General features: G+C 66.1%; 13 protein-coding genes. 5 read left to right on the top strand and 8 right to left on the bottom strand.

Annotation, left to right across the window (positions count from 1 at the left end):
• Positions 1-7: 7 nt before the first annotated feature.
• On the bottom strand, positions 8-1,114 hold the full coding sequence (locus ACVIHF_RS29740; protein ID WP_456778911.1) for a 5-(carboxyamino)imidazole ribonucleotide synthase: 1,107 nt from the start codon (positions 1,112-1,114) through the stop codon (positions 8-10).
• A complete protein-coding gene (gene purE / locus ACVIHF_RS29735; RefSeq protein ID WP_310882568.1) occupies positions 1,111-1,599 on the bottom strand; it encodes a 5-(carboxyamino)imidazole ribonucleotide mutase in 489 nt (162 codons plus the stop codon). The genes ACVIHF_RS29740 and purE overlap by 4 nt, the downstream gene beginning before the upstream one ends.
• 145 nt (positions 1,600-1,744) lie before the next feature.
• Between purE and ACVIHF_RS29730 the strand changes: the two genes are divergently transcribed.
• Positions 1,745-2,470: a GGDEF domain-containing protein gene (locus tag ACVIHF_RS29730; protein ID WP_456778912.1), complete on the top strand. Its 726-nt coding sequence runs from the start codon at positions 1,745-1,747 to the stop codon at positions 2,468-2,470.
• On the opposite strand, the gene ACVIHF_RS29725 is transcribed toward ACVIHF_RS29730, so the two are convergent.
• The 3 genes from ACVIHF_RS29725 to ACVIHF_RS29715 form a co-directional block, all read right to left on the bottom strand.
• Positions 2,465-2,716: a hypothetical protein gene (locus ACVIHF_RS29725; protein ID WP_283067990.1), complete on the bottom strand. Its 252-nt coding sequence runs from the start codon at positions 2,714-2,716 to the stop codon at positions 2,465-2,467. The genes ACVIHF_RS29730 and ACVIHF_RS29725 overlap by 6 nt on opposite strands.
• Positions 2,717-2,834: 118 nt before the next feature.
• Entirely contained in the window at positions 2,835-3,044 is a 210-nt protein-coding gene (locus ACVIHF_RS29720; protein WP_028336001.1) for a hypothetical protein, read from the bottom strand.
• 196 nt (positions 3,045-3,240) lie between these two features.
• Positions 3,241-3,447: a YdcH family protein gene (locus ACVIHF_RS29715; protein ID WP_016847372.1), complete on the bottom strand. Its 207-nt coding sequence runs from the start codon at positions 3,445-3,447 to the stop codon at positions 3,241-3,243.
• 240 nt (positions 3,448-3,687) lie between these two features.
• On the opposite strand from ACVIHF_RS29715, the gene ACVIHF_RS29710 reads away from it, so the two are divergent.
• Positions 3,688-3,873 (top strand): YdcH family protein, encoded by a 186-nt coding sequence (locus tag ACVIHF_RS29710; protein ID WP_016847370.1) that lies wholly within the window; start codon positions 3,688-3,690, stop codon positions 3,871-3,873.
• 96 nt (positions 3,874-3,969) lie between these two features.
• On the opposite strand, the gene ACVIHF_RS29705 is transcribed toward ACVIHF_RS29710, so the two are convergent.
• Positions 3,970-5,073, bottom strand: coding sequence for an NAD(P)/FAD-dependent oxidoreductase (locus tag ACVIHF_RS29705; protein ID WP_253606828.1), 1,104 nt, complete (start codon positions 5,071-5,073; stop codon positions 3,970-3,972).
• A 274-nt stretch (positions 5,074-5,347) separates the two neighbouring features.
• Here ACVIHF_RS29705 and ACVIHF_RS29700 point away from each other — a divergent pair, with 274 nt between their 5' ends.
• The 3 genes from ACVIHF_RS29700 (at position 5,348) to ACVIHF_RS29690 (ending at position 11,716) form a co-directional block, all read left to right on the top strand.
• On the top strand, positions 5,348-8,035 hold the full coding sequence (locus ACVIHF_RS29700; RefSeq protein WP_310882570.1) for a sensor domain-containing protein: 2,688 nt from the start codon (positions 5,348-5,350) through the stop codon (positions 8,033-8,035).
• Between the two features lie 353 nt (positions 8,036-8,388).
• Positions 8,389-9,912: an ABC-F family ATP-binding cassette domain-containing protein gene (locus ACVIHF_RS29695; RefSeq protein WP_456792974.1), complete on the top strand. Its 1,524-nt coding sequence runs from the start codon at positions 8,389-8,391 to the stop codon at positions 9,910-9,912.
• A 337-nt stretch (positions 9,913-10,249) separates the two neighbouring features.
• A complete protein-coding gene (locus tag ACVIHF_RS29690; RefSeq protein WP_456792973.1) occupies positions 10,250-11,716 on the top strand; it encodes a glycerol-3-phosphate dehydrogenase in 1,467 nt (488 codons plus the stop codon).
• 10 nt (positions 11,717-11,726) lie between these two features.
• Here the strand turns inward: ACVIHF_RS29690 and ACVIHF_RS29685 are convergent, their stop codons facing one another.
• The gene (locus tag ACVIHF_RS29685; RefSeq protein ID WP_456792972.1) at positions 11,727-12,509 is read right to left on the bottom strand and encodes a hypothetical protein; all 783 of its coding nucleotides are present in this window, start codon (positions 12,507-12,509) and stop codon (positions 11,727-11,729) included.
• Positions 12,470-13,036, bottom strand: a complete 567-nt coding sequence (locus ACVIHF_RS29680; protein ID WP_456778917.1) for a hypothetical protein — start codon at positions 13,034-13,036, stop codon at positions 12,470-12,472. Before ACVIHF_RS29680 ends, ACVIHF_RS29685 begins: the two co-directional genes overlap by 40 nt.
• Positions 13,037-13,056 lie beyond the last annotated feature (20 nt).

Here is a 13,056-nt window from a genome sequence, read left to right as displayed (position 1 = left end):
TGTGGAATTATCCCTTGCGGGCCGGCGTCACTTCGGTGACGTGCCCCATCTTGCGGCCGGGGCGCGGCGTGCCCTTGCCGTACAGATGCACCGTGGCGCCGGGAACGGTGAGCCACTGCTCGTAGCTCAGGATGTCGTCGCCGATCAGGTTGGTCATGACGACCTCGCCGTGGCGCACCGGCTTGCCCAGCGGCCAGCCGGCGATCGCGCGGATGTGCTGCTCGAACTGTGAGATCGAGGCGCCGTCGAGCGTCCAGTGACCGGAATTGTGCACGCGCGGCGCGATCTCATTGACCAGCACCGTCGCCTTGCTGCCGTTGCCGGGCACCGCGAACATCTCCACCGCGAGCACGCCGACATAATCGAGCGCCGAGGCGATCTTTTCGGCGATCGCGCGCGCCTGCACGGCAAGCTCATCGGGGATTGCGGCCGGCGCGCGGGAAATTTTCAGGATGTGGTCACGATGCTCGTTCTCGGTGACGTCGAAGCATTCGACTTCGCCTGAAGCGGAGCGGGCCGCGATCACCGAGATCTCGCGCTCGAACGGCACGAAGGCCTCGAGGATGGCCGACTTGGTGCCGAGGTCCTCCCAGACCTGCTCGAGATCGTCGCCGTCGCGGATGATGGCCTGGCCCTTGCCGTCATAGCCGAAGCGGCGGGTCTTGATCACCGCTGGCAGGCCGATGCGTTCGATTGCCGTGCGCAGCGTGTCGACCGAGGACACGTCGGCGTAGTTGGCGGTGCCGATGCCGAGCTTGCTGATGAAATCCTTCTCGATCAGCCGGTCCTGCGTGGTCTCCAGGATTTTGTAGGCCGGCAGCACCGGGCGCCGCGCGGCGAGCACCATCGCGGTCGCGGCCGGGACATTCTCGAATTCATAGGTGACGACGTCGACGTCGTTGGCGAACAGTTCGAGCGCCTCGACGTCGGCATATTCCGCGCAGGTCGCGTTCTGCACCACGTCGAACGCCGGGGAGTCCGGATCCGGCGAAAACACCTGGCAGCGGAGCCCGAGGCGCGCCGCGGCCATCGCCAGCATCCGGCCCAATTGTCCGCCGCCGAGGATTCCAATGGTGTCGCCCGGCTTCAGCTTCACTGCGTTCGAAGCCGTCACGCCGCGCCCTCCGGATGCTCGTTGACCGCGTCGGTCTGCTGCTTGCGCCAGGACGCAAGGCGGGCCGACAGAGCCGGATCGTTGAGTGCGAGCACGCTCGCCGCGAGCAATGCGGCATTGATCGCGCCGGCCTTGCCGATCGCCAGCGTCCCGACCGGGACGCCGGCCGGCATCTGCACGATCGAATAGAGCGAATCGACGCCTGACAGCGCCTTCGACTCGACGGGAACCCCGAACACCGGAAGCTCGGTCAGCGCGGCCGTCATGCCCGGCAAATGGGCGGCGCCGCCGGCGCCGGCAATGATCACCTTGTGGCCGGCTGCCTTGGCGCCCTTGGCAAAGGCATAGAGCCGATCCGGGGTGCGGTGGGCCGAAACGATGCGCGTTTCGCAGGCCACACCGAGCGCAGCCAGCGTCTCGGCGGCATGGCGCATGGTTTCCCAGTCGGACTGACTTCCCATGATGATGGCGATCGGAGCGGTCATCTCTTCAATTCTGTGCAGGAATCCAAAAGCATAGGCCGATTATAGGGACGGCCCGGGCGTCATCCAAGGCGTGGCAAGGGAGTTAGAATGGACTATCCTGTCTTGGTGAATCCCGGCAAGCCTTCATAAGCAGGCCTCAACAAGGATGCGCATGAAGAAGAAGACGACGTCGGCCGCCTCCGGGGCCGCGAAACGACGGAAAGGCGCGCCCGCCGCGCGCAAATCCAGGCCGGGCAAGACTGCAGCCAAGCGGGCTGGCACCAAACGGGCTGGAACCGGAGCTTCCACGCGAGGCGCGGTCGCATCCGGCGACAAATCGACCATCCGCAGCTTGCGGGCGCAGCTGGCGCGGGCGCAGGCCCGGATCGAGGAGCTGCAGGCCTCCGCCGAGACCGACTTCCTGCTCGACATCTTCAACCGGCGCGGATTCGAGCGCGAGCTCGCCCGTTCGCTCTCCTTCATCAAGCGCTATCAGGCCTCCGGTGCGCTGATCGTGCTCGACGTCGATCGCCTCAAGCCGATCAACGATGCCTTCGGCCACGCGGCGGGCGACGAGGTGCTGAAGGCGATCGTTGCCGCGATATCGGATCAGGTGCGCGCTTCCGATGTGATCGGCCGTCTCGGCGGTGACGAGTTCGCCGTGCTGCTGTGGAATCTCAGCGAGATCGATGCCCGGGCCAAGGCGGCTGCGCTGGAAGAGGCGATCGATCGGTTGACCTTCATGTTCCGTGACAGCCAGGTCACCGCAGGCGCCTCCGCGGGCGTTGCGATCCTCACAGCACATTCGGATATCGATCGCGTGCTCGATGAGGCCGACCGTGCGATGTATGTGCGCAAGGCGCAGCGGCGCCACGAATCCCGAGAATTATAGCGTGCTGAGATCCTCCGGCACATTGCCGTAGGCCCGCAACAGCTTGGCATCGCCGAATTCGCCGATCGCGGGATCGCCGGTGCGGCTGAACGCGACGGCGCCGATGCTGCCGGGCATCCGCGACATGGTCTCCGCGCGGCGCAGCGCGACCGCCGAGCTCTGGCATTCCTCGGCATTGCCGGCGACCGGCGTGCCGTCGTCGTCCTGCATGAAGGGCAGTGCCACGTAGTAGGTCACATCGGCCATCGCTGTGCTCCCGAAGGGTTAGAGCGTTTTCGAGCGAAGTGGGTACCGGTTCGCGTGAAGAAAACGCGCCAAAACAAAAATCCAGAGCCTCCGTTTCGTTTCAATCGAAACGGAAGCTCTAGGCGGCGTCGCTCGCCGCCCGGGTCTGCGCCGGCACGCAGCCGGCGGTGATCGCGGCCTGCAATTCCTCAAGCTCGGCTTCCAGATATTCGTTGGCCATGATCAGCGCCTTGATGGTGCTGCGCAGGTTGCCGTCGCACATCGCGATCGCCTGATCGCAGGCCTTCTCGTAGCGGCTGTTGTCGGGCAGGGAAGGCGGTGCGGACATGGCGAAACTCCGTCTGATGGCTGGCGGCTGGGCCGGCATGTTCTCTTTTTGTTCATGTGGAGTCAAGCGCCGGGAAACCGCCTTGCGTCCGTTGCCGCGAACGTGAAGCCGGCGAGGCGCTGTGGATGACGGGGAAAACCGCCGCCCGGTCTGAACCGGAAGCGCCGAAGCGCGAAGGCCCGCGCCGCGGCACGCGTCAGGCAATGATGTCGGGCGTGATCTGGTCTTCGATAAAGGCGATGCGATCGCGCAGTTGCAGCTTCCGCTTCTTCAAGCGTTGCAGCATCAAGAGATCCGGCGCCGGCGACTGATGCAGCGCGTCGATCGCGGCATCGAGGTCGCGGTGCTCTTGTTGCAGCCGCGCGAGCTCGGCGATTAGTTCGCGCTCATCCTGATCGTTCATGGTTGTGTATTAACTGATAAGCACGATGAGGTTGTTACGGCGGAAGTCGCCGCTCGCCGGAATATCCTCCTTGAACGCGCGCCGCGCAAGCCGGACCGGTTCCATAGTCACGATTGGTTACAGATAAACCGAAATGAGTGCGTGCGGCATTTCGCGTCCCCCATCGACAGCGCCGTCCACTCGTGTACACTCGGCGGTCCGGATCGAACCTGAGGTTTAACGCACCGAGGAGTGTTCGCAATGGCAATACAGGCCCATCTCATTGAGCTGGAGCGTAAACACAAAATACTCGAGAACGAACTGCACGAAGCGCTCGTTCACCCCTCTGTAGACGACCTGCATATTTGCGAGCTGAAGCGCCGCAAGTTGATGGTCAAGGATCAAATCGAGCGGTTGAGACTGTCCGCCGACGACACGGTCCACTAGACCGCCCCCCTGCAAATTAGCAAATAGCCTGGCCTTTCACCGAGGGATGAACGCCCAAGCGCGCGCGCATCCCCCGGGAGGCCTTACTGTATTTGCTCAGAGTTCCGCCAGCTCGCCGACATGGTCGGCGACCGCGAGCGATGACGTCAGTCCGGGCGATTCGATGCCGAACAGGTTGATCAGGCCCGCGACGCCGTGATCGGCCGGCCCCTGGATCAGGAAGTCCTGGGTCGCCACCGCCGGCGGCACGATCTTGGGGCGGATTCCCGAATAGCTCGGCATCAGCGCGCCGTCCGGCAGGGCCGGCCAGTATTTCCGGATCGCCGGATAGAACCGCTCGGCCCGATCGGGGTCGACGGCGTAATCGATGTGATCGATCCATTGGACGTCGGGCCCGAACCTCGCCTGACCGGCCATGTCGAGCGTCAGGTGCACGCCGAGCCCGCCGGGTTCTGGCACCGGATAGATCAGCCGCGAGAACGGCGCCTTGGCGCTGCAACTGAAATAATTGCCCTTGGCCAAATAGGCCGTTGGAATCAATTCGATCGGCATGCCCTCGACGTTGCGCGCGACTGCCGTCGCGCCGAGTCCGGCGGCATTGACCAGGATATCGCAGGCCAGTGTCATCGGCGCCGCGCCGCCGGCCTCGATCTCGAAGCCGTCGGCGGTGGCCCTGGCGTGGAGCAGCGGCGTATGGAAGGCGAACGCCGCCCCGGCCGCCTCGGCGTCACCGCGCAGCGCCAGCATGTAAGCATGGCTGTCGATGATCCCGGTCGAGGGCGACAGCAGCGCTGCGTCGCAATTCAGCGCCGGTTCCAGCGCGCGCGCCGCCTCGCCGGACAACAGCTGCATGTCGTCGACGCCGTTGGCCTCGGCATGCGCGCGGATCGACTGCAGCTTCTCGGTCTCCGCAGGCGTGGTGGCCACGATCAGCTTGCCGCAATTCTTGTGCGGGATGCCGTGCTCGGCGCAGTAGCGGTAGAGCGCCCGCTTGCCGCTGACGCACATCCGCGCCATCAGGCTGCCGGCGCGGTAGTAGATGCCGGCGTGGATCACCTCGCTGTTTCGCGACGAGGTCACCGTGCCGATCCCCTCGGCCTCCTCGAGCACAATCACTTCGCGGCCGGCCTGTGCCAGCCGCCGCGCCACGGCGAGGCCGATCACCCCCGCACCGACGATCACGCAATCAACCCTGTCCATCTCGTCCTTCAGGTCCGAAAATTTCCGCCCGGCCACGCCATGACCGTTGCCGCCAACATCGTTCAGCCGATCCGGTCGCTTTGGGCAAGTGCTTATTAGGCAAGTGCTTGGGCCATCTCAAAAAGTTGGGAGGCCATGCCCTGTTAGTGGAGCATTAATCATGTCAGGGCAATTGCCATAAATTAAGTCAGCATTTTCCGGTTGCATCAGTACGCGTTTACCCGATCCAAACCGCCGGAGCCGGACACTCGCTCCGGAAATCCGCGGGTGATCGATGGCTGGCAGGAAGGTGCAGGCGGGCGGGAAGAATTCGATTCCGGCAAGGGCCGTGCTCTGCCTGATTGCCGCCGTCGCGCCGTGCGCTGCAGCCCGGGCCGGCACCGGTGCGTTCGCGCCGTCGAGCTATCTAGGCAGCCTCGATCCCGGCCTGGTCTGGGAGCTCCTGATCGGCAGCGTGGTGGTCGCGTCCTTTTTCGGCGCGGTCGGGCTGTGGATCCTTTCGGCGCTGCGCAAGGCCAAGCGCGCGCAATTGCGGCGCAACGCCTTCGTCTCGTCGGCCCTCAACCATTTGAACCAGGGCGTGGTGATGACCGATGCGCAGGAGCGCATCGTGTTCTGCAACGACCGCTATCTCGACATCTACGGCCTGTCGCGTGCCGACATCAGGCGCAACATGACCGGCGTCGAACTGCTGGAACTGCGCCGCGACCGCGGCGTGCTCGACCTCAGCGCCGAGGATTTCTTCGTCAGGGCCGCGGCGCCCGACGGACTGGTTACCGAGCTGCCCGGCGGCAGGTCGGTGCTGGTGAAGTATTTTCCATTGCCGAACGGCGGCTCGGTCGCGACCCATCTCGATTGCACCGACCAGCGCAAGCTGTCGCGCAAGCTCGCCTCGACCACGCAATTCCTGGAATCGGTGCTCGACAATGTTCCCGTCTGCGTCGCGGCCAAGAACATCGAGGACGGCCGCTACATCTTCGCCAACCGCGCATTCGAGCGCTTCTCGCGCTTCTCGCGCGATCACATCGTGGGCAAGCGCGCCGACGAGATCTTCCGCCCCGAGACCGCCGCCAGCATCGACACCGCCGACCGCGCGGCGCTGAACGCGGCGGAAGGCTATCACCGCAGCGAATTCTTCGTCGAACGCGGTTCGGACAAGCGGATCCTCGCCTCCAACCGCGTGATCGCCCGCAACGAGGCCGGCGAGCCGGAATTCCTGATCGCGCTGTTCGAGGACGTCACCGACCGCCGCTCGCTGTCGCGCGAGCTCGAGAACAACAAGAAGTTCCTCGAGCTCGTGGTCGACAACATCCCGGTCTCGCTGATCGTGCAGCGGGTCAGCGACGGCCGCTACCTCCTGGCCAACCGCAGCGCCGAGACGATCCTCAATCGCCGCCGCGAGGACGCCGCCGGCCTGACCGCGTCCGACATCTTCAATGCGCGTGAAGCCAAGCTGATCATCGCCCGCGACGAGGCCGCGATCAGGAAGCGCAGCATGATCGCCGAGGAGCATCCGATCTCGACCAAGGACGGCCTGCGGCTGTTCCTGACCCGCCGCATGACCGTGCTCGACGATGTCGGCGAGCCGCAATATCTGATCAAGACCCATGAGGACGTCACCGACCGGCGCCAGACCGAGTCGCGGATGGCGCACATGGCCTATCATGACGGCCTGACCGATCTGCCGAACCGCGCCGCCTTCCTGCAGGCGCTGACCCAGATGATCGAGGCCTGCGATGGCACCGACGAGGAGTTCGCCGTGCTCTGCGTCGATCTCGACGGGCTGAAGGAGATCAACGACGTCTACGGCCATGCGATGGGCGACAAGGTGCTGGTCGAGGTCGCGCAGCGTCTGCAGGCCGTGGCGCGCGGCGGCGTGGTGGCGCGGCTGTCCGGCGACGAATTCGGCCTCATCATCGACGGCAAGCAGCCGGTGGCCGGCATCGCGCTGGCCGAGCAGGCCGCCGAGGCGCTCGGGCAGGATTTCCTGATCGACGGCAAGTCGGTGCGGACCGGCCTCACCACAGGGATCGCGGTGTTCCCGGACAACGGATCCGACGCGGCGTCGCTGCTGGCCAATTCCGGCGCGGCGCTGTTTCGCGCCAAGGCGAAGTCGCGCGGCACGATCTCGATCTTCGAACCGGAGATGGACCAGCAGATCCGCGATCGCCGCGTGCTGCACCAGGAGCTGTCGGTCGCGATCAAGAATGGCGAATTGTCGCTCTACTACCAGCCGCAGGCCGCCGCGGGCGGCAGCGTAGCGGCCAGCCAGATCATCGGCTTCGAGGCGCTGGCGCGGTGGCACCATCCGGTGCGCGGCTTCGTGCCGCCCGGCGACTTCATTCCGCTCGCGGAAGAAAGCGGCCTGATCGTTGAAATGGGCGAATGGATCCTGCGCGAAGCCTGCCGGGAGGCGGCCTCCTGGGCGATCCCGCTGCAGGTCGCGGTGAACCTGTCGCCGGCGCAATTCACCCATGGCGACCTCGTCGGCCTCGTGCATTCGATCCTGCTCGAGACCGGGCTCACGCCGGACCGGCTCGAGCTCGAAATCACCGAGGGCGTGCTGATCGAGGATTTCGACCGCGGCCTGTCGCTGCTGCGGCGGCTGAAGGCGCTCGGTGTCCGCATCTCGATGGACGATTTCGGCAGCGGCTATTCCTCGCTGAGCTATCTGCAGGCGTTTCCGTTCGACAAGATCAAGATCGACCGCGCCTTCGTCATCAATCTCGGCCGCAACCCGCAATCGGCCGCGATCGTGCGCGCGGTGATCGATCTCGGCCACGGCCTTGAAATGTCGATCGTCGCCGAAGGCGTCGAGACCGAGGCGCAGCTCGACTTCCTCGCCGAAGAGGGCTGCGACGCGGTGCAGGGCTATCTGATCGGCAGGCCGGCTCCGATCGGTCAATTCGCCGCGCTGGTCGGTGGCGACCAGCTTGCCGAAACCGTGCGCAGAGCCGGGTAATTTGGCCTGAATGGTCGGGCTGGCACGGCCGGCTGTGCTTGCCATCCGCTGCATGCCCGGCTACATCTCGGCCCACCACTTCATTTCAGCCGAGAAAGGAGGGCCGCGTCGTGGCGAGATACACCGATCCCCACCTCAAGCGTGGCCCCGTCAACGCCCTGCAGATGCGTTTGCAGGGCTGACCGGAAACTCGCGCTAAATCCTTCCTGGTCTGCCCTTCGTGGCCGTGCAGCGTCGAACGTTTGAGCGTTCGCGCCTGCACATCAATCCCTCGCCGCGCTTCGACCCGCACATCCGATGATGGCTGGACGCCTCGGGATGTTGCGATTGCCGGCAAGACCAGAGAATTGATCGTGACCCTCATCAATGTCCGTAGTCTCGGCGTGACGCTGAACGCGCCGCTGTTTTCCGAACTGAATTTTGTCGTTAATGCCGGCGACCGGATCGGCCTCGTGGCCGCCAACGGCCGCGGCAAATCCACGCTGCTGCGCTGTATCGCAGATGCGATGGAGCCTAACGAAGGCGATATCACCCGTGCGCGCGGACTGACCGTCGGCCATGTCGAGCAGGATGCGCCGCCCAAACTCCTGGATACGCCGTTCCATGCCGCCGTGCTCGAGGCGCTTCCCGGCGAGCAGCGCGCCAGCGAGGGCTGGCGGGTCGACGTCGCCTTGCAGTCGCTCGAGGTGCCGGAGGAGCTGTGGACGAGACCGCTGAAGCAGCTGAGCGGCGGATGGCTGCGGCTTGCGGTGCTCGCCCGCGTGCTGGTGACCGAGCCCGATGTGCTGCTGCTCGATGAGCCGACCAACCATCTCGACCTCGCCAAGATCGGCCGGCTTGAGGCCTGGCTGAACGCACTGCCGCGCGAGATGCCGGTGGTGATCGCAAGCCATGATCGCGCCTTCCTCGATGCGACGACCAACCGGACGCTGTTCCTGCGCCCGGAGCGGTCGCAGCTGTTCGCGCTGCCCTATACCGCGGCGCGCGCTGCGCTCGACGAATTCGATGCTTCGGACGAGCGGCGCTATCGGCGCGACATGAAGGCCGTGCGGCAACTGCGGCAGCAGGCCGCGAAGCTCAACAACCTCGGCATCAATTCCGGCAGCGACCTTCTGCTGTCGAAGACCAGGCAATTGAAGCAGCGCGCCGAGAGACTGGAGGAGACGGCGAAGCCCGCGCATCTGGAACGCTCGGCCGGAACGATTCGGCTCGCCAACCGCGACACCCATGCCAAGGTCCTGATCAGGCTGAACAACGCCGGGATCGCCACGCCCGATGGCAGGCTGTTGTTCGGGACCGGGCAGCAGTTCATCTGCAAGGGCGACCGGATTGCGCTGCTCGGGCCGAATGGCGCCGGCAAGACCCGGTTCGTCGCGGCGCTGCGGCTGGCGATCGAGAATGCCGCAGCGGCACCGGCCGAGATCCGGGCCACCGAGTCATTGGTGCTTGGCTATTGCGACCAGGCACTGGCGGATCTCGCCGATAGCGACACGCCGATGCGCATGCTGACGCGGCGCTTCGAGGTCGGTGATCAGCGGGCGCGCGGCCTGCTCGCCGGTGCCGGGCTCTCGATCGAGATGCAGGGCCGTCCGATCGGACAGCTGTCGGGCGGGCAGAAGGCCCGCCTCGGCATGCTGGTGCTGCGGCTCACCCAGCCGAACTTCTATCTGCTCGACGAGCCGACCAACCACCTCGACATCGAGGGTCAGGAGGCGCTGGAAGACGAGTTGATGGAACAGCAGGCCAGCTGCCTCCTGGTGTCGCACGACCGCCAGTTCATGCGCACGGTGGCCAACCGGTTCTGGGTGATCGACGGCAGGAAGCTGATCGAGGTCGATGGACCGGAACAGTTCTTTGCCGCGGCCGGCGCGGACTAGCGCGTGATGGAGTCAGGTTGGATAGCCGTCGCGAAGACGGTGTGCCTCTCCCGCTTGCGGGGCCGTCGCAGGAGGAGCGCTGCCAAAATATCGAAAACAACCCCATGCAAAGTAGCCGGCGGCGGCCGGCGTTCGGGCAGGTTACTTGACACGTCGGGCCACTCAGGGGCATTATTCCAATATTCCGAAATCATGCAAGCGTACGCACGTCCCCGGCAAGCGGGAAGGTGAGTGTGCCGTGATTCACCCGGACATCATGTCGTTCAGCGCCGCGCCTTGACGCATTTTTCGTGCGAACCCGTCTTTTGTTCGCATGAAAATGCGATAGGCGTTGCGCATGGCGGACTATGACGTCGCGATCATCGGCGGTGGCCTGAACGGCACGAGCATTGCCCGTGATGCCGCCGGCCGCGGCCTGCGCGTGATCCTGCTGGAGCAGGGCGATCTCGGTTCCGGCGCATCGCAGGCTTCGCCGCGGCTGGTCCATGGCGATCTGGCCGGGCTGGAACGGCGGGAGTTCTTCCGCGTCCGCAGGGCATTGAGGGAACGCGACGTGTTGCTGCGCATCGCGCCGCATCTGGTGCGGCCGGTGCGCTTCGTGATCCCGGCGCATGCCGAGGAGCGGCCGCCGTGGCAGCTGCGGTCGTTGCTGCTGCTCTATGAGCGGCTGACTTCGCGCAGCGGTCTGCCGCGCTCGGCGACGCTCGATGTCACCCACCATCCGGTCGGCAATGCGCTGAAGCGGCCGTTCGGAACCGCGTTCGAATATTCCGACTGCGTCGTCGACGATTCCCGGCTCGTCGTGCTCGCCGCCGTCGATGCCGCAGCGCGCGGCGCCGATATCCGCACCGGCGCGCGCGTGACCCGGGGCGAGCGCGGCGAGACCTGGCGGCTGGTCGCGATCGACCGCGGCTACCGGCGGGCGATCACGGCGCGGGCACTGGTCAACGCGACCGGCGCGTGGACCGCCTCGGTCGCCGACATCGTGCTGCGCGTGCCCGCGCCGCAGCTTGCGACCGTGCAGATCAGCCAGATCGTGGTGCGCCGCCTGTTCGACTGCGACAACGTCTATGTGTTTCAGAACCCTGACGGCCGGTTGATCTTCGCCAGTCCCTACGAGCGCGACTTCACCCTGATCGGCAGCGTCAGTCATCCCTTCAAGGGTGATCCGGCGGTTGTCGCAATTGATGTGCGCGAGGAGGCCTATCTCTGCGACGCCGCCAATCGCTACTTTCGCGAGCAGATCGCCCCAGTGGATGTGCTGCGGACCGCCTCCGGCGCCAATTCCGTGGTCGCGCCCGCGCGCCGGCACTTGAGCGATGGCGCAACACTGCTCGATGTCAGGCGCGGCAAGGCGCCGCTGCTCACGATCTTCGGCGGCGACGTCACCACCGCGCGGCGCCGCGCCGAGCGGGCGGTGTCGGAGTTCACGCGGTTCTATCCGATGACGCCGCGATGGACCGCAACGGCGCCGCTGCCGGGCGGCGAATTCGCGTGGCAGCGCTTCGAGACCGAGGTCGACATCGCCCGCGACCGCTGGCGCTTCCTCGGCGAGGCGCAGGCGCGGCGGCTGGTGGCCGCCTATGGGCTGAATGTGAAGGACATTTTGGGAGACGCCAAAGAGAAGGCCGATCTCGGCCCGGCCTTCGGTCCCGAACTGACCGGCGCCGAGGTGGGTTACCTCATGCGCAAGGAATGGGCGCGCTTTGCTGACGATATCCTGTGGCGCCGCTCCAAGCTCGGGCTGACCATGCCGCAAGCCGCTCGCGACGCGCTTGCGGCGTTCATGGCGAAGGTGGATTAAGCCCCGCTATTTACTGCCGGGCCGCCTCCTGTGACCAGGCGAGGTCGCGCCGGGACGGACGGCGATGCAGCCGCTCCGAGATCAGGCTCGTTGCCTGCCGGCCCTGGCCGGCGCGCAGGCACGCGACGATGAAGGTATCCTCCCACAATTCGCGTTGCGCATGGCTGCCGCCGATCCGCACCAGTTCGGGCATCAGCGGCGCAAGGATCCGCACGGCGTCGTGGTGATCGCCGGCGGCGAAGGCCGCGATCCCGCGGCCGAGCCCGATCGCCGCGGGGCCGGGCGCCAATCTGCCGTCGGCGTCGCGCGTGGCCATCTCGACCAGCCGCGCCTCGAGCGCGTCGTTGTTCGTCGTCGCTGCGACCAGCGCGTGGTGCACGTCGGCGAAATGTGCGCCGGCCTTCGGGAAGTAGCCGTCGCCATAGGCGGCGACATCCTTCCAGTGCTGCTCGAGACCGGTCTTGCCGGCGACCGTCAGCCGCCAGAGCAGCGAGGCCGTGTCGGTGAAGATATTGAGCGGCGGATAGGGGCGGCCCGCCGGCTTGATGTGCTGCTCGTAAATGTCGAGCGCGCTGTCGGCGTCGCCTTCCTCGATCGCGATCAAGGCGAGGTGCCAGGCGAGATGGCCCTGCAGGAAGCTGGTGCGATCATTCGCCGGCAGCCAGGCGGAGAGGAAGCTGCGGCCTTCCGCCGCGTCGCCCTGCTCGAACAACGCATGCGCGATGGCGTGCGCGGCGCCGGCGTTCTCCGGCTTCAGCGCATAGCCGCGCTCGGTGATGGCGCGGCCGGACACGACATCGCCGGCCTCGGTCTTCGACCAGCCGAGATAGGTGAGGAACCACCAATCGTCGCCATAGACGCCGGCGTAACGTTCGCAGACGGCAAGCCGTGCGGGTCATGATCGGGCCGGCCGGAGAACGCATAGAGGCCGAAGGCGCCGAGCAACAGCGACAGCACCTGCGCATCACGCGGATATTCGGTGAGATGCCGTTCGGCTTCCGTCACCGCCTTCCTGGGCTGGCTCTCGATCACGGACGCCAAGATCTCGATGTGCTGGCGCTCGCGCGGGCTTGCGGCCGCGGCCAGCTGCCGTGCATCGGCCGCCTTGGCGCGGGCCTTGGCGCCTTCCATGTTGAGCTGGTGCACGCGGGCACGGCCGATATGGGCCAATGCGAAATCGGGGTCCTCGGCGATCGCCGCCTCGAACGCCGCATCGGCGCCGTGCAGCGCCGCCAGCATGCGATCGACGCCGTCGACATAGTAGGCGGCGGCGCGGTCCGAGCTCGTCGTCAGCGGCAGGCCGTAGCGGTCGTGAATCATCGGTTGCCCCTCGAATTGGC

The sequence above is a fragment of the Bradyrhizobium sp. USDA 4506 genome, assembly GCF_054058795.1.
The sequence above is the reverse complement of the archived record's forward strand: the minus strand, read 5'-3'. Positions and strand labels throughout refer to the sequence as shown.